This is a genomic window from Streptomyces sp. NBC_00704 (genome assembly GCF_036226605.1).
In the GTDB taxonomy this organism is placed as follows: domain Bacteria; phylum Actinomycetota; class Actinomycetes; order Streptomycetales; family Streptomycetaceae; genus Streptomyces.
On sequence record NZ_CP109000.1, the window covers coordinates 6,625,430 to 6,649,242 of the forward strand.

15 protein-coding genes are annotated in these 23,813 nt (G+C 73.7%); 10 read left to right on the forward strand and 5 right to left on the reverse strand.

Annotated features, from left to right (window positions below; all coding sequences use genetic code 11):
* Nucleotides 1–38 precede the first annotated feature (38 nt).
* Nucleotides 39–707 (reverse strand): hypothetical protein, encoded by a 669-nt coding sequence (locus OG802_RS28745; protein WP_329415082.1) that lies wholly within the window; start codon nucleotides 705–707, stop codon nucleotides 39–41.
* Between the two features lie 285 nt (nucleotides 708–992).
* On the opposite strand from OG802_RS28745, the gene OG802_RS28750 reads away from it, so the two are divergent.
* The 4 genes from OG802_RS28750 (at nucleotide 993) to OG802_RS28765 (ending at nucleotide 6,015) form a co-directional block, all read left to right on the forward strand.
* Nucleotides 993–2,822, forward strand: a complete 1,830-nt coding sequence (locus OG802_RS28750) for a gamma-glutamyltransferase family protein (RefSeq protein ID WP_329415083.1) — start codon at nucleotides 993–995, stop codon at nucleotides 2,820–2,822.
* A gap of 117 nt (nucleotides 2,823–2,939) precedes the next feature.
* Nucleotides 2,940–3,803 (forward strand): inositol monophosphatase family protein, encoded by an 864-nt coding sequence (locus OG802_RS28755; RefSeq protein WP_329415085.1) that lies wholly within the window; start codon nucleotides 2,940–2,942, stop codon nucleotides 3,801–3,803.
* A 255-nt stretch (nucleotides 3,804–4,058) separates the two neighbouring features.
* Entirely contained in the window at nucleotides 4,059–5,468 is a 1,410-nt protein-coding gene (locus tag OG802_RS28760) for a phytoene desaturase family protein (RefSeq protein ID WP_329415086.1), read from the forward strand.
* Between the two features lie 37 nt (nucleotides 5,469–5,505).
* Nucleotides 5,506–6,015 (forward strand): O-acetyl-ADP-ribose deacetylase, encoded by a 510-nt coding sequence (locus OG802_RS28765; protein ID WP_329415088.1) that lies wholly within the window; start codon nucleotides 5,506–5,508, stop codon nucleotides 6,013–6,015.
* 9 nt (nucleotides 6,016–6,024) lie between these two features.
* Here the strand turns inward: OG802_RS28765 and OG802_RS28770 are convergent, their stop codons facing one another.
* Nucleotides 6,025–7,941, reverse strand: a complete 1,917-nt coding sequence (locus tag OG802_RS28770) for a M1 family metallopeptidase (protein ID WP_329415090.1) — start codon at nucleotides 7,939–7,941, stop codon at nucleotides 6,025–6,027.
* Nucleotides 7,942–8,439: 498 nt separating this feature from the next.
* On the opposite strand from OG802_RS28770, the gene OG802_RS28775 reads away from it, so the two are divergent.
* The 6 genes from OG802_RS28775 (at nucleotide 8,440) to OG802_RS28800 (ending at nucleotide 21,100) form a co-directional block, all read left to right on the forward strand.
* Nucleotides 8,440–12,690: a molybdopterin-dependent oxidoreductase gene (locus OG802_RS28775; RefSeq protein WP_443055465.1), complete on the forward strand. Its 4,251-nt coding sequence runs from the start codon at nucleotides 8,440–8,442 to the stop codon at nucleotides 12,688–12,690.
* Nucleotides 12,691–12,894: 204 nt separating this feature from the next.
* Nucleotides 12,895–16,800: a glycoside hydrolase family 2 TIM barrel-domain containing protein gene (locus tag OG802_RS28780; RefSeq protein ID WP_329417473.1), complete on the forward strand. Its 3,906-nt coding sequence runs from the start codon at nucleotides 12,895–12,897 to the stop codon at nucleotides 16,798–16,800.
* Between the two features lie 175 nt (nucleotides 16,801–16,975).
* Nucleotides 16,976–18,388, forward strand: a complete 1,413-nt coding sequence (lpdA, locus tag OG802_RS28785) for a dihydrolipoyl dehydrogenase (protein ID WP_329415092.1) — start codon at nucleotides 16,976–16,978, stop codon at nucleotides 18,386–18,388.
* A 121-nt stretch (nucleotides 18,389–18,509) separates the two neighbouring features.
* Entirely contained in the window at nucleotides 18,510–19,019 is a 510-nt protein-coding gene (locus tag OG802_RS28790; protein ID WP_329415094.1) for a DUF7144 family membrane protein, read from the forward strand.
* An 86-nt stretch (nucleotides 19,020–19,105) separates the two neighbouring features.
* A complete protein-coding gene (locus OG802_RS28795; protein WP_329415096.1) occupies nucleotides 19,106–20,596 on the forward strand; it encodes an AlkA N-terminal domain-containing protein in 1,491 nt (496 codons plus the stop codon).
* Between the two features lie 9 nt (nucleotides 20,597–20,605).
* Nucleotides 20,606–21,100 carry a methylated-DNA--[protein]-cysteine S-methyltransferase gene (locus OG802_RS28800; protein ID WP_329415097.1) on the forward strand — a complete coding sequence of 165 codons (495 nt, stop codon included), beginning with the start codon at nucleotides 20,606–20,608 and terminating at the stop codon, nucleotides 21,098–21,100.
* A gap of 87 nt (nucleotides 21,101–21,187) precedes the next feature.
* Here the strand turns inward: OG802_RS28800 and OG802_RS28805 are convergent, their stop codons facing one another.
* Genes OG802_RS28805 through OG802_RS28815 form a run of 3 tightly spaced genes read right to left on the reverse strand, consistent with a single transcriptional unit; the run spans nucleotide 21,188 to nucleotide 23,615 of the window.
* Nucleotides 21,188–21,925: an SIR2 family NAD-dependent protein deacylase gene (locus OG802_RS28805; protein WP_329415099.1), complete on the reverse strand. Its 738-nt coding sequence runs from the start codon at nucleotides 21,923–21,925 to the stop codon at nucleotides 21,188–21,190.
* Nucleotides 21,926–21,984: 59 nt separating this feature from the next.
* Nucleotides 21,985–22,482 carry an NUDIX hydrolase gene (locus OG802_RS28810; RefSeq protein ID WP_329415101.1) on the reverse strand — a complete coding sequence of 166 codons (498 nt, stop codon included), beginning with the start codon at nucleotides 22,480–22,482 and terminating at the stop codon, nucleotides 21,985–21,987.
* Entirely contained in the window at nucleotides 22,482–23,615 is a 1,134-nt protein-coding gene (locus OG802_RS28815; protein ID WP_329415103.1) for an ADP-ribosylglycohydrolase family protein, read from the reverse strand. The genes OG802_RS28810 and OG802_RS28815 overlap by 1 nt, the downstream gene beginning before the upstream one ends.
* Between the last annotated feature and the right edge of the window lie 198 nt (nucleotides 23,616–23,813).

The window sequence follows — 23,813 nt, forward strand, 5'->3', positions numbered from 1 at the left end:
CTCCTGCGGCCGTCGTGGCACGCGCGGCGGACGGGGTATCAGGCCTTCGGCCCGTTCTGGAGGGCGGCCGCCGCTTCCTTCGCCGCCCTGATCGCGCCCTTGTTGATCTCGTCGGTGGAGGGCGCCTTCTTCGACTCGAAGTCGCTGCCGTTGTAGTTGACGACGACCAGCGCGTTGGCCACCTGGGCGATGACGACGCCCTCCCGGGTCTGCTGCTTGTCCTCCGTCGTCAGATTGACCACGGAGTAGGCCGTGTTCCCGAGCCCCGGAACGGCCCCGCCGCCGCTCTTCTCCTTGATGCGCTCCTTGTACGACCGCTGCGCCTCCTCGTCCGAGTCCGTGATCTCGAAGGAGACGTCGAGCCAGCGGTAGTCGTACCCCTTGAGCGCGTTCCACGAGCAGGTGCGGCGCAGCCCGGTGTCCGTGGACGGGATCTCCTTGCCGGCCGGCTTGACGCCCGGCACCAACGTGGTGATCGTCTTCGCCGCCAGACTCGTGCAGGGGGCGGGCGCGGTCCCGTACGTCTTGGACACGGCCGTCGTGGCCGGTTCGGACGCCTTCTCGGACCGGGTCTTCTGCGTGTCCTTGGCCGCGGTGTCCTGGGTGGCGGTGAGCGGTCCGGACGTCAGCGCCCAGCCCGCGCAGGCGAGCACGGCCACGGGGGACAGGCGCGCGGTGAGGGCGAGCGGCAGCGGGAGAGAGCGCACGGCGCACTTTCGTGGGGGACGGTGCGGACAGGGTCCGCAGTGCGGACGGTGGACGCCAGTGTCACACGACTCCCTGTGGGGCGGAAGCGAAAACTCGCTGCGTGCACGGGCGGTGACGAAGGGCGTGTCAGGTCCCCGGCATTGACGGTCCATCGGTACGCAAGCGGGCAAAACGGGAGGAGAGGGCGTTTTCGCGCTCATGCATACTGTGACGCGTTTCCGACGACGCGCCACGGCGAGACGGTGACGCGGCACCGACGACGCACCACGGGGAGACGGCGAGGAATGCGGTTCACCACCCGGCCCACGCTCCAGGGAACCTTCGGCATGGTCTCCGCCACCCACTGGCTGGCCGCGCAGTCGGCGACGGCGGTCCTGGAGGACGACGGCAACGCCTTCGACGCGGCCGTCGCCGCGGCCTTCGTCCTGCACGTCGTCGAACCGCACCTCAACGGGCCCGCCGGCGAGGCGCCGATCCTCCTCGCCCCGGCCGGCGGCGAGGTGCGGGTGCTGTGCGGGCAGGGCGTGGCGCCGGCGGGCGCGACCGTCGCGCACTACCGGGGACTGGGCCTCGACCTCGTGCCCGGCACGGGACCCCTCGCCGCCGCGGTGCCCGGCGCGTTCGACGCCTGGATGCTCCTGCTGCGCGACCACGGCACCAAGTCCCTCGACGGCGTGCTGAAGTACGCCATCGGCTACGCCGAGCACGGACACCCGCCCGTGGACAACGTCGGCGCGACCGTCGAGACCGTGCGGCGGCTCTTCGAGACGGAGTGGACCTCGTCGGCACAGGTCTATCTGCCGCACGGAAGGCCGCCGCGGCCGGGGGAACTGCTGCGCAACCCCGCCCTCGCCGCCACCTGGAAGCGGCTGCTCGCCGAGACCGCCGGCGCGGGCGGCCGGGAGGCGCGGATCGACGCCGCCCGGGAGGTGTGGCGGACCGGATTCGTCGCCGAGGCGCTCGTCCGGCAGGCCGCCCGGCCCACCCTGGACACCAGCGGCGAACGCCACACCGGAACCCTCACGGCCGCCGACCTCGCCGGCTGGTCCGCGACGTACGAGGCGCCGGCGACCCACGACTGGAACGGCTGGACCGTCTGCAAGGCCGGACCCTGGAGCCAGGGACCGGTCCTGCTCCAGCAACTCGCCCTGCTGCCGTCCGAGTTGCCCGCCCAGGGATCCGCCGACTACGTCCACCTCCTGATCGAGGGCTGCAAACTCGCCATGGCCGACCGCGAGGCCTGGTACGGCGACGCGGCCGAAGTCCCGCTGGCCGACCTGCTCGACGCCGACTACAACGCCCGCCGGCGGCGGCTGATCGGCGACCGGGCGTCGTACGAGCTGCGGCCCGGCAGCCCCGGCGGACGCACCCCCCGGCTGAGCGGGCACGCGCACGTGGTGGCCGACGACGACCCCGGCTTCAGCCCCATGGGCGCCGGCGAGCCGACGGTCGCCAAGCCCCCCACGTCCCCCGTGCCGGGCGAACCGCAGGTCACCGCCTCGGGAGAGACCCGCGGGGACACCTGCCACCTGGACGTCGTCGACCGCTGGGGCAACATGGTCGCCGCCACGCCCAGCGGCGGCTGGCTCCAGTCCAACCCGGTCGTGCCCGAGCTGGGCTTCCCGCTCGGCACCCGGTTGCAGATGACCTGGCTGGAGGAGGGGCTGCCGAACTCGCTGACGCCCGGCCGCCGCCCGCGCACCACCCTCACTCCCTCGATCGCCCTGCGCGACGGGACGCCCGTGCTGGCCTTCGGCACCCCCGGCGGAGACCAGCAGGACCAGTGGCAGCTGCACTTCCTGCTCGCCGTCGCGCTCCGCCCGCCCGTCCGCGGCGGTCTCGACCTCCAGGGCGCGATCGACGCCCCGAACTGGCACAACGACGCCTTCCCCGGCTCGTTCCACCCGCGCGGGATGCGGCCGGGCAGCGTCACGGTGGAGTCCCGCATGCCCGCGGAGGTGGTCCGGGAGCTGCGGCGGCGCGGCCATGACGTCACCCTCGGCGACCCCTGGTCCGAGGGCCGGCTGTGCGCGGTCGCCCGCGACCCGGCGACCGGCGTGCTGTCGGCGGCCGCCAACCCGCGCGGGATGCAGGGATACGCGGTCGGCCGCTGACCGCGGTCGGCCGCCGGCCACCCGCGGGTCGCCCCCGCCCCCCGCTCTTCATCCCGATTCCACCCGGGATGCACCGGGCGGGCGGGGATTGTCAGTGGGGCGTGCTCTCATGGAGGCATGATCGAAGACAAGGAAACCATCGACGAGTTTCTCGCCCGCCACCACGCCGACGTGGAGGAAGCGGTCCGCGAGGCCGCCGCGGCCGAGATCATGCCCCGCTTCCGGCAGCTCGCGGAGCACGAGATCGACCAGAAGGCCGGCCCGCACGACCTGGTGACGGACGCCGACCGCAACGCCGAACTGTTCCTCACCTCGGCCCTCGGCGCCCTGCTGCCCGGATCGGTCGTCGTCGGCGAGGAAGCCGTGCACGCCGACCCGGCCACGTACCGGGCGATACAGGGCGACACGCCGGTCTGGATCGTCGACCCGGTCGACGGGACCCGTCAGTTCGTGCACGGCGACGACGGCTTCTGCACCCTGGTCGCCCTCGTCCGGCACGGAGTGCTGCTCGCCTCCTGGACCTACGCCCCGGCCCGCGGCCAACTGGCCACGGCGGTGCGCGGCGGCGGCGCCTTCCTCGACGGCGAGCGGCTGTTCGCCGGACCGCCCGAGCCCGGCCGCGCCCTGACGGTGGCCACCTCGCACCCCCTGTACACGACCGACGAACAAAAGCGCGCCCTGCTGCCGCTGTGGAGCGACGGCGTGGCCCCGCGCCCCTGCGGATCGGCCGGGCTGGAGTATCTCGCCGTCGCCCGGGGCGAGGTGGACGCCACCGCGTTCTCCTGGGAGGCGGCCTGGGACCACGCGGCCGGACTGCTGCTGGTGGAGGAGGCGGGCGGCGCCCATCTCACCCTCGACGGTGAGCCGTTCCGCATCACCGGCGGCAACTCCCTGCCCTTCACCGCGGCCCGGGACGCGGCGACGGCCCGACGCGTGATGCGACTCCTCTCGGACACCGAGTCCCTCCGAGAGGCCTCCTGAGCGGGGCCGTCAGCCCTGCCGCGCGGGGCCGTCCGCCGTGCCCGGGGGCACCGGCCCCGCGCGGGCGCCGGTGCCTTGCGCGAGACCGTGATCCGCGGAGGGGACGGACCGCCGTGGCGGATGACCGGCCGCGGCTCCTCCCCGGCCGGTTCGGCCACCGCGCCGCCGGTGCCGTCGTACCCCCGGCATATCCTGAGCGCGGGGGCCGCCGGTCTACGGGGGTCACCGGCTGACGAAGGGGTCGAAGTGCCGTCGATGCTCGATGCGGTCGTGGTGGGAGCGGGGCCCAACGGGCTGACCGCAGCGGTGGAGCTGGCCAGACGCGGCTTCTCCGTGGCGCTGTTCGAGGCGCGGGACGCCGTGGGCGGGGGAGCCCGCACGGAGGAGCTCACCCTGCCCGGGTTCCGGCACGACCCGTGCTCCGCGGCACACCCCCTGGCCGTGAACTCGCCCGCCTTCCGCGCCATGCCGCTGGAACGCTACGGGCTGGAGTGGCTGCACGCCGAACTGCCCATGGCCCACCCCTTCCCCGACGGCAGCGCCGCGGTGCTGTCGAGGTCGGTCGCCGAGACGGCCGCCTCCTTCGGTCCGCGCGACGCGGGCGCCTACCGCCGTCTCGTCGGGCCGTTCCTGCCCAAGTGGGACACCCTGGTGCGCGACTTCATGTCGCTGCCGCTGACCGCGCTGCCGCGTGACCCGGTCACCCTGGCCCGCTTCGGCCTGGCCGGTCTGCCCCCGTCCAGCTGGCTCGTGCGGCGCTTCGCCGACGAGCCGGCCAAGACCCTCTTCGCCGGACTCGTCGCTCATGTCATGGCCCCGCTGACCGGGCTCGCCACCGGCGCCGTCGGCCTGGTCTTCGCCCTCGCCGCGCACGCGCGCGGCTGGCCGGTGGCCCGCGGCGGCTCCCAGTCCCTCTCCGACGCGCTCGCGGCCTACTTCGAGGACCTCGGCGGCAGCGTCCACACCGACTACGAGGTCAAGCGCCTGGACGACCTGCCGCCGGCCCGCGCCTACGTCTTCGACACCTCGCCCACCGCCCTCGCCCGCATCGCGGGCTTCGGCAACCACTACGAGCGGTACACGTACGGACCCGGCGTCTTCAAGATCGACTATGCGCTCGACGGGCCGGTCCCGTGGACGGCCGAGGAGGCCAGGAACGCCGGCACCGTGCAGATCGGCGCGGACAGCGCGGAGATCGGCGCCGCCCTGCGGGCCGTCTCACGCGAGGGCCGGGCGCCCGACCGGCCCTTCATGATCACGGTGCAGCCCAGCGTCGTCGACCCCACCCGCGCGCCGGCCGGCAAACACGTCTTCTGGGCGTACGGCCATGTGCCCAACGGCTGGACCGGCGACCTCACCGACGTCATGGAACGCCAACTGGAGCGCTTCGCGCCGGGGTTCCGCGACCGGATCCTCGCCCGTGCCACGGCGGGCCCAGCCGAACTCGCCGCCCGCAACGCCAACTACGTCGGCGGGGACATCGCCACCGGCGCGGTCTCCGGGCTCCAGGCCCTGCTGCGCCCCCGGCTGACCGCGTTCCCCTACGGGACTCCGCATCCGGCCGTGTTCATCTGCTCCTCGGCCACTCCGCCCGGACCGGGCGTGCACGGCATGTCGGGCCACAACGCGGCGAAGGCCGTGTGGCGCAGGCTGCGGCGGCCATGAGGGCGGGCGGCGGCTCCGGTGGGGTATACACACGGTCATGACCACGATCACCCTGGTCCGGGGCGACATCACCCGCCAGTCCGCCGACGCCATCGTCAACGCGGCCAACTCCTCGTTGCTGGGCGGCGGTGGCGTCGACGGCGCGATCCACCGCCGGGGCGGCCCCGAGATCCTCGCCGACTGCCGCCGTCTGCGCGCCTCCTCGTACGGCAGGGGGCTCGCCACCGGCCGGGCGGTCGCCACGACCGCCGGGGAACTGGACGCGCGCTGGGTGATCCACACGGTGGGCCCGGTGTACAGCGCCACCGAGGACCGGTCGGAACTGCTGGCCTCCTGCTACCGCGAGTCGTTGCGGGTCGCGGACGAGAAAGGCGCCCGGACCGTCGCCTTCCCGGCGGTCTCGACCGGCGTGTACCGCTGGCCGATGGACGATGCGGCCCGGATCGCCGTGGAGGCGGTCCGGGCCGCGCGGACGGAGGTCGAGGAGGTCAGGTTCGTCCTCTTCGACGAGCGGGCCTACGAGGCGTTCGCCCGGCAGGTCGGCTGACCTCCGGGGTCACCCTTCGATGCGGTGGGTCGTCCAGAACGACGTCAGGTCGGTGGTCGTGGCGGCCTGGGCGGCGGCCTTGAACTCGGCCGTGGTCGAGACGCCGTACCAGTGCGAGGTGGCGTAGTCCTTCAGCAGGCGGGCCATCGCCGTGTCGCCGACGAGCCGCCGCAGGTCGTGCAGCGCGCACTTGCCGTAGCCGTAGACGACCGTCGAATAGCGGGAGGAGTGGGCGTCCCAGTAGGCCATCGAATTGGTGATCTTCTCCGCCGACGAGGCCCACGAGACGCCGCTCCAGCAGCCGCTGCCCGTCTTGCCCTGCGCCAGGTCGGTGGCGTAGTCGGTGAAGGACTCGTCCAGCCAGGGGCTGGTGTACTCGTCGTCGCCGACGATCCCGTACCACCACTGGTGGGCGATCTCGTGGGTCAGCGCCGTGGTGCTGACGAGGTCCAGGACGAATCCCGGGTACTCCATGCCGCCGAACCAGTAGTTGTTGTCGATGACGGCGTCCAGCTCACCGTACGGATACGCGCCGAAGCGGGCCGCGTGGGCGTCCACGGCCGACTTGGCGGTGGTGAGCATCGACTGGGCGCTCGCCGAACTGATGCCGGAGACGGAGTAGACGTTGACCGCCGTGCCCGCGGCCGAGGTCCCGGAGATCTTGCTGAACGGGCCGGCCGCCCACGCGAAGTCGCGCACCTGGGAGGCGGTCGCCGTGGTGACGGTGCGTCCGCTGGAGCCGGGCGTGTCGACCGAGGTCCCGGTGGCCGGCACCAGCAGGCTCGTCGGGTGGTCGAGGGTGACCTTGAAGTCGGCGGCCGACGAGTAGAAGGACTCGCCGTTGTTCGTGTACGGGTCCAGGTGCCAGCCCGCCCCGTCCTTGACCGCCAGCACCGGCAGCGCGTTGCCGATGAAGCTGAACGCCCCGTCGTGGCCGAACCGGTCGGCGCCGCTGGGCACCGTGATGCCGAGGTCGAAGCCGATCGCGGCGCTCTGCCCCTGGGCGAGGGGGGAGGCGAGGGTGATCCGGAGGGCCGTGCAGCCCACCGAGAGGGCGCCCGCGGTCCCGCCCGTGACGGCGGAGACCGTGACCGGCATCGCCGAGCAGGTGCCGTGGTAGTTGTCCCACAGCCGCAGGTACACCTCGGTCAGCGGGGTGGCGGAGGCGTTGGTGAAGGTCGCGCTCTCGTGGCCCGTCCAGACCGTGCCGGCGGTGTCGGAGGCGAGGCTGACGGTGTAGGACGGCGCGGCCGGGGTGCGGGTGGAGTCGGCGGGCGGCACGGTGTCGCCGGAGGTGTCGAGCGCGACGTCGTCGAGGACGAAGCTCGACTGAAGGCTGGAGTCCTCGGTGCCGGTGAAGGCGAGCGTGACGGTCCGGCCCGCGAAGGCCGACACGTCGAACGACTTGCGCACGTAGCCGGTGTTCTTGTCCAGGTTCGAGTAGGTGGCCAGCGTCGTCGCGTCGATCTTGGCCGTCAGCTTGTCGTACGCGGTGGACGACGTCGTCTCGGCGGTGTCGATGTGCAGCCAGAAGGTGAGGGTGGCGGCCGCGCACCCGGAGGGGATCGTGACGCTCTGGGAGAGCGTGTCGGTGTGGGCGCTGCCGACCCCGCCCAGCCAGGCGAAGGCGGCGCCGCCGTGGGCGCTCTGACCGGTGCGGCTGGTGATCACGCGGGTGGAGGACTGCGTCCACGGCGGGACGCCGCTCTCGAAGCCTCCGTCGACGACGACCTGGGCGGGTGTGCAGGCGGCCGCGGCCGGGCCGGTGTCCGGGGACGCTGCGGCCGGCGCGGTCGCGGCCCGTGCGGTCGAAGCGGCAGCGGCGGCGGACGCGGCTGTCGCGGGAGTGGCGGGGAGCGACAGGGCGGCCAGCGCGGCGAGCGTGAGTGCGCTCGCGGCGAGGGCCTTGCGGGGCGTGGGTCTCACACATGGCTCCTTTGCGGCGGCCGGTTTTCCGGCCTGCTCGGTTGCTGTCCCTCACGGTGTGGGTGTGCCGGAGGGCGGTGCGCGACGGCTGCCGGAAGCGTGACAGATTTGACGCGACCATGCCATAAGGGGTCGGCAAAGGGTCGTCCCGCGCTCACGGGCCCGCCGCGTCCGCCGCCCGCACGGAGAAGGCGCGTAGGAGGCGCGAAGCAGGCACGGAGAAGGGGCGCATGAGGGACGCCGCCGCCCCTCGGTACGGGCGGGCGGCGCTCACAACCGGCCGGCGTGCGCTGTGCGCCGGGCTTAACCCCCGGCCGCCGGTCCGGGAGACACCTGTGTAATGCACGGTTCGTACCGTCGCAGAGGCTTGCAGAGACTCTCACCAGGCTGATCGTCAGACAGAAAGGGGCGCCCGTGGCCGCGCCGGACCCGCGGACCGACAGCGCGACCCAGACGAGCGTGCGCACGGTCTGCTCGTACTGCGGTGTCGGCTGCGGCATGGTCCTCGACATCGGCTCCGGACCGGACGGCCGCCGCACGGTGCTCAAGGCGTCCGGCGACAAGCGGCATCCGGCGAACCTCGGCCGGCTGTGCACCAAGGGCGCGACCACCGCCGACATGCTCGCCGCGCCCGGCCGCCTGAGCACCGCCCTGGTGCGCGCGGACCGCGGCGAGCAACCGGAGCCCGCCCCCGTCGAGGCGGCGATCGCGGAGACGGCGCGACGGCTGCGGAGGATCGTCGACGAGCACGGCCCCGACGCCGTCGCCCTCTACGTGTCCGGTCAGATGAGCCTGGAAGCGCAGTACCTGGCCAACAAGCTCGCCAAGGGATACCTGCGCACCAACCAGATCGAGTCGAACTCCCGGCTGTGCATGGCCAGTGCGGCGACCGGCTACAAGCTGTCCCTGGGCGCCGACGGCCCGCCCGGCTCCTACGACGACCTCGACCGGGCGGACGTCTTCCTCGTCATCGGCTCCAACATGGCCGACTGCCACCCCGTCCTCTTCCTGCGCATGATGGACCGGGTGAAAGCGGGCGCGAAACTGATCGTCGTCGACCCGCGCCGCACCGCCACCGCCGCCAAGGCGGACCTGTTCCTCCAGATCAGGCCCGGCGCCGACCTGGCCCTGCTCAACGGTCTGCTGCACCTGCTGCACGAGAGCGGCCACACCGACCCCGGCTTCGTCGCCGCGCACACCGAGGGCTGGGAGGCGATGCCGGACTTCCTCGCCGACTACCCGCCCGCCACCGTCGCCGGGCTCACCGGCATCCCCGAGGCCGACCTGCGCGAGGCCGCCCGGCTGATCGGCGAGGCGGGGGAGTGGACCAGCTGCTGGACCATGGGCCTCAACCAGTCCACGCACGGCACCTGGAACACCAACGCGCTCGTCAACCTCCACCTCGCCACGGGCGCCATCTGCCGTCCCGGCAGCGGCCCCTTCTCCCTGACCGGTCAGCCCAACGCCATGGGCGGCCGGGAGATGGGGTACATGGGGCCGGGGCTGCCCGGCCAGCGCTCCGTCCTCGTGGACGCCGACCGCGCCTTCGTCGAGCGGATGTGGGGACTCGCACCGGGCACGATCAGGGCCGACGGCGTCGGCAAGGGCACCGTGGAGATGTTCCGCAAGCTGGCCGACGGGGAGATCCGGGCCTGCTGGATCATCTGCACCAACCCGGTCGCCTCCGTCGCCAACCGCAGGACGGTCATCGAGGGGCTGGAGGCCGCCGAGTTCGTCGTCACCCAGGACGTCTTCGCCGACACCGAGACCAACGCCTACGCCGACGTCGTCCTGCCCGGCGCCCTGTGGACCGAGACCGAGGGCGTCCTCGTCAACAGCGAACGCAACCTCACCCTCGCCCGGCCCGCCGCCGACGCGCCGGGAGAGGCCATGGCCGACTGGCGGCTCATCGCGGCCGTCGCCCGCGCCATGGGGTACGAGAGCGGCTTCTCCTACGACAGCGCGGAGCAGATCTTCGAGGAGATCAAGCAGGCGTACAACCCCGCGACCGGGTACGACCTGCGCGGCGTCACCTACGACCGGCTGCGCTCCGGCTCCGTGCAGTGGCCCGCCCCGGCCGCCGACGGACCCGACCGCAACCCCGTCCGGTACGTGAACGACGACGGTTCGCTCAGCTTCCCGACCCCCTCCGGCCGCGCCGTCTTCCATCCGCGTCCGCACGTCCCGCCGGCCGAGATGCCCGACGACGACTACCCGTTCGTGCTGAACACCGGCCGTCTCCAGCACCAGTGGCACACCCTGACCAAGACCGCCCGGGTGGCCAAGCTGAACAAGCTCGACCCCGGTCCGTTCGTCGAGGTGCACCCCGAGGACGCGGCCGCGCTGGGCCTGGCCGACGGCGACTCCGTCGAGGTCGCCTCGCGGCGCGGGCGGGCCGTCCTGCCCGCCGTCGTCACCGACCGGGTGCTGCCCGGCTCCTGCTTCGCGCCCTTCCACTGGAACGACCTGTTCGGCGAGTACCTCAGCGTCAACGCGGTCACCGGCGACGCCGTCGACCCGCTGTCCTTCCAGCCCGAACTCAAGGTGTGCGCGGTGTCCCTGACGAAGGTGTCGACACCGGTGTCCGTGCAGCTCCCGCCGCAGGGGGCGCCGGCCTCCGGCACACCGGCCGCCACCCTCGCCGCGGGGGCCCTCGTGCCGGCCGCGGACTCGGCTCACGGCCCCGGCACGGGTCCCGGTCCCGGCACGGGCGCAGGCGCGGGATTCGGCGGGGCGCTCCTCCCCACCGCGGTCCCGGCCCCGGCGGCCGCCGTGTTCGGCCTGGAGCCGGCCCCGCCGCCGGTCCTGACCGAACCGGAACGCCGCTATCTGGTGGGCTTCCTCGCGGGCGTCCCGGCCGGCGCTCCGGGAGTGCCGGTCCTGCCGCCGGACGCGCCGTTCAGCCCCGAACACGCCGACTGGGTCAACGGCGCCCTGGCCGGCATGTACTCCCGCACCGCCGCCGTCCCCGCGGCCGCCCCGGCGCGGCAGATCGTGATCCTCTGGGCCTCGCAGACCGGCACCGCGGAGGACTTCGCCGCCGCCACCGCCACCCGGATCACCGAGGGCGGGCACGCGGCCTCCCTCCTCGCCATGGACGAGGCCGATCCCGCGGCCCTGCCCTCCGACGCCGACCTGCTGCTGATCACCAGCACCTTCGGCGACGGCGACGCGCCCGACAACGGCGCCGGCTTCTGGGACGGCCTCGCCGCACTGGGCACCGGACGGCTGGCGGGCCGCCGCTACTCCGTCCTCGCCTTCGGGGACTCCTCCTACGACGACTTCTGCGGGCACGGCAGACGGCTGGACCGCCGGATGGACGAGCTGGGTGCGCTCCGGCTGGCCCCGCGCACCGACTGCGAACCCGACTACGAGACGGAGGCGGAGGCCTGGCTTGACCAGGTGCTCACCGCGCTGAAGGAGGCCACGGAGCTGCGGCCCGAGGCCCTCGTCGGCCCCTCCGCCGCGCGACCGGCCGCCACAGCCGGGCACCCGTCCGCCGCGCTCACCCCGGCCGCCGCCGCCCTGTCCCGCCCCACCGGCGCCGCCCCCACGGCCGTTCTCCCCGCCGCCGCCGCCGTCCCGACGGCCGCCAGCCCTGCCCCCGCGGCCGCGCCCCGGTCCCGGCGTCCCGCCCCCGTCGTCGCCCGCCTCACCGGCAACCGGCTGCTGAGCCGCCCCGGCTCCGGCAAGGAGGTCCGGCGCTTCACCTTCGACACCCGCGACAGCGAGACCCCGCTCCTCTACGAGGCCGGGGACGCACTCGGCGTACGGCCCCTCAACTCGCCCGGCCTGGTGGCGGAGTGGCTGGCCGTGACCGGGCTGGAGGCGCACACGCCCGTGCGGCTCAACGGCGTCGGCGAGGCCCCGTTCGGCGAGGCGCTGCTGCGCCACCTCGACATCACCCGGATCACCCCGGCCCTGCTCCGCTTCACCGCCGACCGCACCCGCGACCCGCGCGAACTGCGCAAGCTGCTGCGCCCCGACAACAGGGACGAGCTGGCCAAGTGGTCGTGGGGCCGCCAGGCCGTCGACGTCGTCACGGAATCCGGGGTCCGGGCCGACGCCCAGGAGTGGGCGGAACTGCTGGGGCGGCTACAGCCGCGGCTGTACTCCATATCGTCCAGCCCGCTGACCGACCCCCACCTCGTCTCGCTCACGGTGTCCGTCGTGCGCTACGAGAACCTGGCCGGGACGCCCCGCCAGGGCGTCTGCTCGCCCTTCCTCGCCGACGCGCCTCCCGGCGCCGAGGTCCCCGTCCACGTCCAGCGCTCCCCGCACTTCCGCCCGCCCGTCGACCCGGCCGCCCCGATGGTGATGGTCGGGCCGGGCACCGGCGTCGCGCCCTTCATCGGCTTCCTCCAGGAACGCCGGGCGCGCGGGCACCGGGGCCCCAACTGGCTGTTCTTCGGCGAGCAGCGCCGGGCGACGGACTTCTACTACGAGGAGGAGCTGACCGGTCTGCTCGCCGACGGCTCCCTTTCCCGTCTCGACACCGCCTTCTCGCGCGACCAGCGGGCCAAGGTGTACGTCCAGGACCGCATCCGCGAGCACGGGTCCCACCTGTGGTCGTGGCTCCAGGACGGAGCCCACCTCTACGTCTGCGGCGACGCCTCCCGCATGGCGAAGGACGTGGACCGGGCCCTGCGCGACGTCGCCGTCGTCCACGGCGGTCTGGGCGAGGCGGAGGCCGCGGCCCATGTGAAGCAACTCGCCTCGGACAAGCGGTACGTGCGTGACGTGTACTGACGACAGTCACCAGAAGTGACCGGGATACGCGGGTGCACCAAGTGGCGTTCCGCCGAAGAGAGTTGATATTCAGCCATCGCGGCGCGTCTGTGTTCGTTTATCCAACAGGAGTGGACAAGATCTGACGCACCCTCCCGTCCGTGCGGAGCCGCACGGTTCGCCCTGAGGAAGGTCGTGGTCATGACCCACCCGCACGAGTCGTCCATGGACCGAACGGACCGCCCCCGCCCGGCGGAGCCGCACCGCACGCCGAGGCCGACGGTCAGCCGCCGCCGTCTGCTGGAAGGGTCGGCCGCCGTTCTCGGCGCGCTCGCCCTGTCCGCCCCTGCCACCGCCCACCGGGCCGTCGCGGCCGACGCCCCGCCCGAGTGGAACGGCAGGATCGACGTCTTCCGCCTCGGCGCCGAGGCCCCGCACACCACGCTCATGCCGTACGCGGACCTCGCCCAGGCCCTGGCCGCCGACCGTACCCGCTCCCCGTACCGCCTGAGCCTGGACGGGACCTGGAGATTCGCCTACTCCGACCGCCCCGCCGACCGGGACGCCGACTTCCACCGCACCGACCTCGACGACAGCGGCTGGGACACGATCCCCGTCCCCTCCGCCTGGCAGCTGCACGGCTACGACCGCCCCATCTACGTCAACATCACCTACCCCTGGTGGGGCCCCAACGGCCTCGGCGAGGACGCCCGGCCGCCCGCCGCACCCACCCGCCGCAACCCGGTCGGCCAGTACCGGCGCACCTTCACCGTCCCGCGCGGCTGGGCGGGACGCCGGACGTTCCTCCACTTCGAGGGGGTCAAGTCGGCGCACTACGTGTGGATCAACGGCACGATGGTCGGCTACCACGAGGACTCCTACGACCCCGCCGAGTACGACATCACCGAGCACCTCCGGCCGGGCGTCAACCGGATCGCCGTCGAGGTCTACCGCTACTCCGACGGCGACTGGCTGGAGGACCAGGACATGATCCGGCTGAGCGGCATCTTCCGCTCGGTCTACCTCTGGTCGACGCCGTCCGTGCACCTGCGCGACTTCCGGCTGGAGACCCCCCTCAGCGACGACCACCGGGCCGCCGAGCTGGCGGTCACCGCGAGCGTGCGGGACTACGGCGGCCGGGGCGCCGGCCGCTACTCCGTCGAGACGCAGCTCTACGACGCGGGCGGGCACCCGGTCTGGCCGCGGCCCCTCGAGCAGGCCGTCGCCCTCGGCGCGGGCGAGGAGAGGACCGTCCGGGCCGCCAGGGCCGTGCCCTCGCCACGCCTGTGGTCGGCCGAGCACCCCGAGCTGTACACCGCCGTCCTGCGCCTGCGCGACCCCGCCGGCACGGTGATCGAGACGCTCTCCCACCGGGTCGGCCTGCGCGAGTTCGCCCTCAAGGACGGCCTGATGCGCATCAACGGCAAGCCGGTGTCGCTGCGGGGCACCAACCGCCACGAGATGCACCCCCGGCACGGCTCCGCCCTCACCCGCGCGGACATGGTCGAGGACATCGGCGTCATCAAGCGGCTCAACATCAACACCGTCCGCACCTCGCACTACCCCAACAACCCCCAGTGGCTCGAGCTCGCCGACGAGTACGGCCTGTACCTCGTCGACGAGACCAACCTGGAGACCCACGGCATCCGGGGCGAGTACCCCGGCGACCACCCCGAGTGGACGGCCGCCTGCGTGGCCCGCGCCCAGAGCATGGTCCACCGCGACAAGAACCACGCGTCGGTCGTCATCTGGTCCCTCGGCAACGAGGCCGGCGGCGGCAGCACCTTCACCGCCATGCACGACTGGATCCGCTCCTACGACACCACCCGCGTCATCCAGTACGAGGGCGACGACCGCCCCGGGATCAGCGACATCCGCTCCGAGATGTACGACAGCCCCGCCCGCGTCGAGGCACGGGCCGAAGACACGAGCGACACCCGGCCGTACGTCATGATCGAGTACTCGCACGCCATGGGGAACTCCAGCGGCAACTTCACGAAGTACTGGGACCTCGTGCGCCGCCACGACGTGCTCCAGGGCGGCTGGATCTGGGACTTCGCCGACCAGGCCCTCGACTGGCCCACCCCGACCCGCAAGCTGTTCACCGAGGCCGGACCGGCCGCGCTGCGAGGGGAGATCGTCGCCCCCAGCGGCGCCTTCACCCGCGACAAGGGGGTCCGCGGCGGCACCGTCTTCGCCCGGGACGAGCGCCTCGACCTCACCGGATCCCTCACCCTGGAGGCCTGGATCACACCGGGGGTGACCGGCTACCACCAGCCCGTCCTCGCCAAGGGCGACACCCACTACGCCCTCAAGCAGTCCGACGGGAGACTGGAGTTCTTCATCTACGGCAGCGGCCAGTGGGCGGCCGCCGACTGGCCGCTGCCGGACGGCTGGACCGGCGCCGAGCACCATGTGGCGGGCGTCTTCGACGCGACGGCGGGCACCGTGACCCTGTACGCCGACGGCGTGCGCCGGGCCACCCGGACCACCACCGTGCGCCCCGCCGTGAACACCGCGCCCCTGTCCCTGGCCACCGACGTCGACAACCCGACCCGCGAGTTCAGCGGCACCGTGCGGCGGGCGCGGGTGTACGCCCGGGCGCTGACCGCAGCCGAACTGGCCGACGCCGGACGCGGTCCCGGCGACGACGGCGTGCGGTTCTGGTTCGACGCCGCCACCGTCGCCTTCAGCGAGAAGCGGCCCCGCGAGCGGACCTTCCGCGCCTACGGCGGCGACTGGGGCGACAACCCCAACGACGGGGCGTTCTCCGGCGACGGCATCGTCACCGCCGACCGCGCATCGACGGGCAAGTCCGCCGAGGTGAAGCGCGTCTACCAGGCGATCCAGGCGGCGCCCGCCGACGGCCGCCCCCTCGTGCCCGGAGCGGCCGTCACCCTCACCAACGAGTACCTCTTCACCGACGTCCGCGACTTCGACGGGCACTGGGAACTCGTCGCCGACGGCAAGGCGGTGCAGCACGGCCGGCTGAGCCGCGCCCAGCTGGACGTCGCGCCGCTGTCGACCGGGGACGTCATCGTGCCGTTCAGACTGCCGCGCGACCCCGCGCCGGGCACGGAGTACTTCCTCAACTTGTCGTTCACCACCAGGGAGAACGCCAAGTGGGCGAAGGCCGGCCACGAGGTGGCCCGCGGGCAGCTCCCCGTCGACGCCGGCGCACCCGCCGTCACCCCCGTGCCGCTGGGCGCCGTCCCGGCCCTGCGCCACCGGGACGGCGCCACGACGGTCACCGTCACGGGCCGGGACTTCGCCGTCACCGTCGACAAGCGCAGCGGCCTCATCACCTCCTACCGGTCCGGCGGGGTCCCCCTCCTGGTCTCCGGGCCCGCGCCGAACTTCTGGCGCGCCCCCACCGACAACGACCGCGGCAACGGCCAGCACACCCGCAACCAGACCTGGCGCGACGCCGGCGCCCGCCGCAGGGTGACCGGGGTGCGCGTCCGCGCGCTGCGCGACCGGGCCGTGGAGATCACGGTGACCGGCACCCTGCCCACGACGACGCCGTCGGCGTACACCACCGCCTACACCGTCTTCGGCAACGGCGAGATCAAGGTCGACAACACGCTCCACCCCGGCGCCCCGAACCTGCCCTACCTCCCGGAAGTCGGCACCCTGCTCTTCCTGCCCGCCCGTCTGGAGCACCTGCACTACTACGGCCGCGGCCCCGAGGAGAACCACTGGGACCGCAACGACGCCACCGACGTCGGCCTGTACTCCGGCGCCGTCACCGCCCAGCGGACCCCCTACCTGCGCCCGCAGGAGAGCGGCAACAAGACCGACGTCCGCTGGGCCGCCCTCACCGACGCCCATGGCGCCGGCCTGCTCGTCAGCGGCGAACCCCTCCTGGAGGTCAACGCCTCGCACTTCACCCCGGAGGACCTGTCCGTCGGGGCGCGGCACGACTACCAGCTCACCCCGCGCAAGGAGGTCGTCCTGCGCCTGAACCACCGTCAGATGGGCGTGGGCGGCGACAACAGCTGGGGCGCGCACACCCACGACGAGTACAAGCTGTTCGCCGACCGCGACTACGCGTACACCTACCGGCTGCGGCCGCTGACCGACGTCGCCGGGGCGACCAGAGCCTCCCGGCGGCCCACGGCGACGTCGTAACGGCCCCGTCCGGCGAGCGGCCGAAGGGGCCGGGCCGCACGGGGGCACGGGCCGCGGGCGCAGGGGGCCCGCGGCCCGCGGCCCGGGCGCCCGGACCGCGGCGGGATCTCGTAGGGTCGGGATGTACGACAGCCACTCCGAGGACCCCGCGGACTTCACGGAAAAGGAAGACTTCATGCCCGAGCAGGACGAACGCTTCGACGTCGTGGTGCTCGGCGCCGGGCCCGGCGGATACGTCGCCGCGGTCCGCGCCGCCCAGCTGGGCAAGCGCGTCGCCGTCGTCGAGGAGAAGTACTGGGGCGGCGTCTGCCTCAACGTGGGCTGCATCCCCACCAAGGCACTGCTGCGCAACGCCGAACTCGCCCACATCGTCACCCGTGAGGCGAAGACCTTCGGCATCAGGGTCGACGGGCAGGTCTCCTTCGACTACGGGGAGGCCTACCGGCGCAGCCGCAAGGTCGCCGACGGCCGGGTCAAGGGCGTCCACTACCTGATGAAGAAGAACAAGATCACCGAGTTCGACGGCCGGGGCGACTTCCTCGACGACCACACCCTCCGGGTGACCGGCTACGACGGGGAGACCCGCACCCTCGGGTTCGACCACTGCGTCATCGCCACCGGCGCCACCCCCAAGCTGCTCCCCGGCACCAAGCGCAGTGCCCGCGTGGTGACGTACGAGGAGCAGATCCTCGCCGACGACCTCCCGCGGTCGATCGTGATCGCGGGTGCGGGCGCCATCGGCATCGAGTTCGCCTACGTCCTGCACAACTACGGCGTGAAGGTCACGATCGTCGAGTTCCTGGACCGGGTCGCGCCCCTGGAGGACGCCGAGGTCTCCGCCGAACTCGCCAAGCAGTACCGCAAGCTGGGCATCGACGTGCTCACCTCCACCCGGGTCGAGTCCATCGACGAGTCGGGTCCGCAGGTGCGCGTCACGGTCACCGGCAAGGACGGCGCCCAGCAGGTCCTGGAGGCCGACAAGGTCCTCCAGGCGATCGGCTTCGCCCCGAACGTGACCGGCTACGGGCTGGAGAACACCGGCGTCGAGCTCACCGACCGCGGCGCGATCGACGTCGACGGCCGCTGCCGTACCTCCGTGCCGCACATCTACGCCATCGGCGACGTCACCGCCAAGCTCATGCTCGCGCACACCGCCGAGGCGATGGGCGTGATCGCCGCGGAGACCCTCGCGGACGCGGAGACCATGGAGCTGGACTACGTCATGATCCCGCGGGCGACCTACTGCCAGCCCCAGATCGCCAGCTTCGGCTACACCGAGGCCCAGGCCCGCGAGCTCGGCCACGACGTCAAGGTCGCCAAGTTCCCGTTCACCGCGAACGGCAAGGCGCACGGCCTCGGCGACGCCACCGGCTTCGTCAAGCTGATCAGCGACGCCCGCTACGGCGAACTCCTCGGCGGCCACCTCATCGGCCCCGACGTCACCGAACTGCTCCCCGAACTGACCCTGGCCCAGCAGTGGGACCTCACCGTCCACGAGGTGGCGCGCAACGTGCACGCCCACCCCACCCTGGGCGAGGCGGTCAAGGAGGCCGTCCACGGCCTGGCCGGCCACATGATCAACATGTAGCTCCCGCGCCCGCGCACGGCGGGACCGTTCACCCGGACGGGCCCGCCGCGCTCGCCGTCGCCGCGCGTCCGCGATGTGCTGACCTCCTCGCGTTCCGGCGCCGCCGAGAGGAGCCTGCCCGATGAGCCCGACCTCCCCGCACGGCCGCCCGGCCGCCGACGGCCCGCAGGGCGAGATCGGCACCGCCTGGTCCGTCCCGCGCGGCGGCCCGCCCCGGCCCGCTCCTCCCGCCGGCCGGCCCGACGGCGATGTCTTCGCCGGGGTCCTCCTGCTGTGCGGCGGCGTCCTCGCCGTCCTCCAGGGCGTCGCGGCCCTCGCCGACGACGACGTGTACGCCCGCGTCGGCTCCTCCGTCTACGATCTCGGCCTCACCGGCTGGGGCTGGGTCCACATCGTGCTCGGCGCCCTCGCGGCCGTCACCGGCGCGGCCCTGCTCAAGGGCGTGAGCGGAGCCCGCCGCCCGGGCGTCCTCCTCGCCGCCCTGAGCCTCGTCGCCCAGTTCCTGTTCCTGCCCCACGCTCCGCTCAGGTCGGTCACCCTCATGGCGATCGACGTGTTCGTGATCCACTCCCTGACGATCTGGTCGTCCGGCGCCACCCGCCCCCGGCCCGACCCGCCCCGCTCGACGTGACGTGACCGTCGCGCCGGTGCGGGACGCCCGGCGTCGATGTCGGATTCCCGCCAGCGGCGGGGCGGCCGCGGGGCGATCCTGGACGCATGCGGAACGGGATGTACACCGACAGGGAGCGCTGTGTGCGCGCCGTCCGGTCCAAGGACGCGCGCTTCGACGGCTGGTTCTACACGGCGGTGCTGACCACCGGCATCTACTGCCGGCCCAGCTGCCCGGCCGTGCCGCCCAGAGCGCGGAACATGGTCTTCCACCCGAGCGCCGCCGCCTGCCAGCAGGCCGGCTTCCGCGCGTGCAAGCGCTGCCGCCCCGACACCAGCCCCGGCTCACCGGAGTGGAACCAGCGCGCCGACCTCGTCGCCCGCGCCATGCGGCTGATCGCCGACGGCGTCGTCGACCGCGAGGGCGTGCCCGGCCTGGCCGCCCGGCTCGGCTACAGCAGCCGCCAGGTGGAACGCCAGCTCCTCGCCGAAGTCGGCGCCGGCCCCCTGGCGCTGGCCAGGGCGCAGCGCGCCCGGACCGCCCGGCTCCTCGTCGAGACGACCGAACTGCCCATGGCGGACGTCGCGTTCGCCGCCGGCTTCTCCTCGGTGCGCACCTTCAACGACACCGTGCGCGAGGTCTTCGCCCTCACCCCGACCGAGCTGCGCGCCCGTGTCCCGCACCGCACACCGGAGCGTCCCGCGGCCGGCGCGGGCACACTGGCCCTGCGCCTGCCGTTCCGCGCCCCCCTCAATCCGGACAACCTCTTCGGGCATCTGGCCGCGACCGGCGTCCCCGGGGTGGAGGAATGGCGCGACGGCGCGTTCCGCCGCACGCTCCGGCTGCCGTACGGGCACGGCGTCGTGGCGCTCACCCCGAACCCCGACCACATCGGCTGCCGTCTCACCCTCAGCGACCTGCGCGATCTCACCGTCGCCATCAGCCGGTGCCGGCGCATGCTCGACCTGGACGCCGATCCGGTCGCCGTCGACGACCAGTTGCGCACGGACCCGCTGCTCGCGCCCCTCGTGGACAAGGCCCCCGGCCGCCGCGTGCCGCGCACGGTCGACGAGGCCGAGTTCGCGGTCCGCGCCGTGCTGGGCCAGCAGGTCTCCACCGCCGCGGCCCGCACCCACGCGGCCCGGCTGGTCGCCGCCCACGGCGATCCGGTCGACGACCCCGAAGGCGGCCTCACCCACCTGTTCCCCACGCCCGAGGCGCTCGCCGCCGTCGACCCCGACTCCCTGGCGATGCCCCGCACCCGGCGCGCCACCATCACCGGCCTGGTCGGCCGACTGGCCGACGGCACGCTTCAGTTGGGAGTGGAGAGCGACTGGGCGAAGGCGCGTGAACAGCTGCTCGCGCTGCCCGGCTTCGGCCCCTGGACGGTCGACGTCATCGCGATGCGCGCCCTCGGCGACCCCGACGCCTTCCTGCCCACCGACCTCGGAATCCGGCGCGCCGCACGCGAGTCGGGCCTGCCCGCCACCCCGGCGGCGCTCACCGCCCGCGCGGCCGCCTGGCGGCCCTGGCGGGCGTACGCCGTCCAGTACCTGTGGGCGACCGGCAGCCACCCCGTCAACTTCCTCCCCGCGTAAGGACGTTCCGTGAAACAGCACACCGTCGTCGGCAGTCCCTACGGAGACCTCACCCTCGTCGCGGACGACGGCGTCCTGTGCGGCCTCTACATGACCGGACAGCGCCACCGCCCGCCGCAGGAGGACTTCGGCCCCCGCGACGACAGCCTCTTCGGCGAGGCCGAGGAACAGCTGGCCGCCTACTTCGCCGGCGAGTCGAAGGAGTTCACCCTCGAACTGCGCCTGCACGGCACCCCGTTCCAGCGGAGCGTCTGGGACCGGCTGCGGTCGATCCCGTACGGCGAGACCCGCAGCTACGGCGAACTCGCCAGAGCCCTCGGCAGCCCCGCCGCCTCCCGCGCGGTGGGCCTGGCCAACGGCAGGAACCCCGTCGGCATCATCGTCCCCTGCCACCGCGTGATCGGCGCGGGCGGCGGCCTCACCGGCTACGGCGGCGGCCTGGACCGCAAACAGCGCCTGCTGGACTTCGAACGAGGCGCACCGTCCGGGAGCACGCTGTTCTGAAGGGGGCCGGCGGGGGAGGGCGCGGGGCCCTCGGAGCGGAGGGGACGCTGTCGCATTCGCCAACAGCGTCCGAAGGGCCCCGAGGGCTCAGACCGTGCCGGAACCGGCCAGCTCGCGCAGCAGCCTGGGCAGCGACGTCCCGATCGGCTCCCGTACGACCTCGTCGGCGATCTCGTCGTACGGCGTCGGCTCGGCGTTGACGACGACCAGCCGGGCCCCGTGGTCGGCGGCGACGCCGACCAGCCCGGCGGCGGGATGCACCTGGAGGCTGCTGCCGACCGCGAGGAAGACCTGGCACGCCTTGGCGACGGCGGCGGCCCGGCCCAGCACCACCGGGTCGAGGCGCTCCCCGAACATCACGGTCGCCGGCTTCAGCACGCCCCCGCACCGCACGCACGGCGGATCCGCCTCCCCGGCCTCGACCCGCGCCAGCGCGTCCCGCATCGGGCCCTGCTCATGACACGCGGTGCACACCACGCGGCGCGCCGTCCCATGCAGTTCGAACACCTTGCGCGCCGGCATGCCCGCGAGCTGGTGCAGCCCGTCCACGTTCTGGGTGATCACCCGCACCGGCGTCCCCGAACGCTCCAGTTCGGCCACCGCGCGGTGCGCCGCGTTGGGCCCGGCCGACAGGGCCCCGACCCGCAGGCGCATCTGCCACGACCGCCGGCGGATCTCGGGATCGCCCATGTAGGACGCGTACGTGACGAGCTTCTCGGCCTCGGGATCGCGCCGCCACAGCCCGTCGGGACCGCGGTAGTCGGGGATGCCGGAGTCCGTGGAAATCCCGGCCCCGCTGAGGAGGGCGACGAGGGGCTTGCTCATGAAGGGGAGCGTAGGGCGCGGCGCGGGGGCGTCGCGAGCGGATATCGGCGGGGCGGCGCTCAGCGCGCCGGGCGGCCGTTCTCCAGCTCGGCGGTCAGCGAGCCGTCGGCGAGGGCGTCCAGCGCCGCCAGCACCCGGTGGCCCAGCGGGCCCAGCAGGTATGCGGTCAGCTCCTCGCGCGGAACCAGCCGCCAGGACAGCAGCTCCGACTCCTGGAGCCGGATCGCCCCGAGGTCGTCCTCGCCCAGGACGCCGCCGTCGTACACGTACGCCACCTGCGGCGGACGGTGCGGCCCGAGCACCCAGTCCACCGCGAGGAGCCGTCCGGGCTCCCGGTCCAGGCCGATCTCCTCCAGCGTCTCGCGGCGTGCCCCGGCGCGCGGGCTCTCGCCCTCGTCGGACTCGATCGTGCCGCCCGGCAGGGCCCAGCCCGCCCGGTAGTCGGGCTCGACGAGGAGGACCCGCCCCCCGGCGTCACGGAAGATCGTGGCCGCGCCGGCCAGGACACGGGGCAGGGAGGCGACGTAGGCGGCGAAGTCGCTGCTGGAAGTGCTCATCAGGGAAGGGTAGACGGCGGCGCCCCGGCCGGTCCGGCCTCCCGCGGGTCCTCCCCGTGAGCGCCCTGCGCCTCGGCCAGCCGCATCGTCCGGCGCGCCAGATCGCTGATGCGGGCGCCGTCGTAACCGGACACCGCGCTGCGCACGGTGTCCTGGAGCGGCTCCGTCCACCGGGACGGGATGGCCGAGGCCCCCGCGAGGACCCCGGCCACCGAACCGGCCGTCGCCCCGTTGGAGTCGGTGTCCAGGCCGCCGCGCACGGTGAGCGCGATCGTCGCGGTGAAGTCCCCGCCGCCGTAGAGCAGTCCCGCGGTGAGGACGGCGACGTTCGGGACGACGTGGATCCAGTGCGCGCCCGCGGTCTCCCGTGTCATCGTCGCGAGGGTGTCCTCCCAGCTCAGACCGGCGGCGTGCAGGGAGGCGACCCGGCGCACCGTACGCGCCAGGCGGCTGCCCGCGGGGACGACGGCGAGCGCCTCGTCCAGCGCGTGGCGCACCGTCGGCGCGGTGAACGCCGCGGAGACCAGCGCCGCCGCGAACATCGCGCCGTACACGCCGTTTCCGGTGTGCGAGAGGACCGCGTCGCGTCGGGCCCGGGCGGCGGCGCGGCGGGGGAGCCCCGGACAGGTCCAGCCGTGGATGTCGGCGCGGATCAGAGCGCCGATCCACTCCTGGTACGGGTTGTCGTACGTCGCGGTGAGCGGCGGCTTCAGACCGGCGGTGAGGTTGCGGTAGGCGGCCCGCTCGGCGGTGAACGTCTGGAGGTACGGCAGCCGCAGCAGCCACAGCTCGCCGACCTGCTCGGTGGTGAAGCCGAAGCCGTGCCTCTCCAGCAGGTCGAGTCCGAGGATCGCGTAGTCGACGTCGTCGTCGCGGCAGCTGCCGTGGACACGGCCGCGTACGCAGTCGCGCCACTCCGGGCGCAGCAGCCGGGCGTCCTCGTCGTCGGCGGGCTCGGGGAGGTAGTCGGTCAGCGGCAGGGCGCCGGCCCGCCGCAGCCAGCCGTCGATGCGCTCGCGGGTCCACACCTCGCCGTGCTCGACCGGCTTGCCGAGCATGTTGCCCGCGATCCGGCCCAGCCAGCCTCCGAGGACGCGGTCGGCGAGCTGCGGTCCGTCGTCCACAGCGGTCATCCCTCCGGTCTACCCGATCGCGGCGGAACCCGCCCGGTCTTCCCCGGCCAGGAGCCGGTCCGCGCCGGTCCGCTCCGGTCCGGCGGGCGCGTCCAGGGTGCGGGCGCCGCATGACGGCGGGGGCGCAGTGCGGTTAAGGTCACAGCGGCGCGACTGGCCCTGACGTGCGCGGGGCCCGGAGAGCAAGGGGATGGCAAG

Excerpts from the sequence above, each read along its gene's own strand:
- OG802_RS28755 (WP_329415085.1), top strand. The coding sequence starts at position 2,940 with ATGATCGAAGACAAGGAAACCATCGACGAGTTTCTCGCCCGCCACCAC.
- OG802_RS28810 (WP_329415101.1), bottom strand. The coding sequence starts at position 22,482 with ATGAGCACTTCCAGCAGCGACTTCGCCGCCTACGTCGCCTCCCTGCCC.
- OG802_RS28815 (WP_329415103.1), bottom strand. The coding sequence starts at position 23,615 with ATGACCGCTGTGGACGACGGACCGCAGCTCGCCGACCGCGTCCTCGGA.
- OG802_RS28780 (WP_329417473.1), top strand. The coding sequence starts at position 12,895 with ATGGACCGAACGGACCGCCCCCGCCCGGCGGAGCCGCACCGCACGCCG.
- OG802_RS28805 (WP_329415099.1), bottom strand. The coding sequence starts at position 21,925 with ATGAGCAAGCCCCTCGTCGCCCTCCTCAGCGGGGCCGGGATTTCCACG.
- OG802_RS28750 (WP_329415083.1), top strand. The coding sequence starts at position 993 with ATGCGGTTCACCACCCGGCCCACGCTCCAGGGAACCTTCGGCATGGTC.
- OG802_RS28765 (WP_329415088.1), top strand. The coding sequence starts at position 5,506 with ATGACCACGATCACCCTGGTCCGGGGCGACATCACCCGCCAGTCCGCC.
- OG802_RS28775 (WP_443055465.1), top strand. The coding sequence starts at position 8,440 with ATGGTCCTCGACATCGGCTCCGGACCGGACGGCCGCCGCACGGTGCTC.
- lpdA (WP_329415092.1), top strand. The coding sequence starts at position 16,976 with ATGCCCGAGCAGGACGAACGCTTCGACGTCGTGGTGCTCGGCGCCGGG.
- OG802_RS28760 (WP_329415086.1), top strand. The coding sequence starts at position 4,059 with ATGCTCGATGCGGTCGTGGTGGGAGCGGGGCCCAACGGGCTGACCGCA.
- OG802_RS28795 (WP_329415096.1), top strand. The coding sequence starts at position 19,106 with ATGCGGAACGGGATGTACACCGACAGGGAGCGCTGTGTGCGCGCCGTC.
- OG802_RS28790 (WP_329415094.1), top strand. The coding sequence starts at position 18,510 with ATGAGCCCGACCTCCCCGCACGGCCGCCCGGCCGCCGACGGCCCGCAG.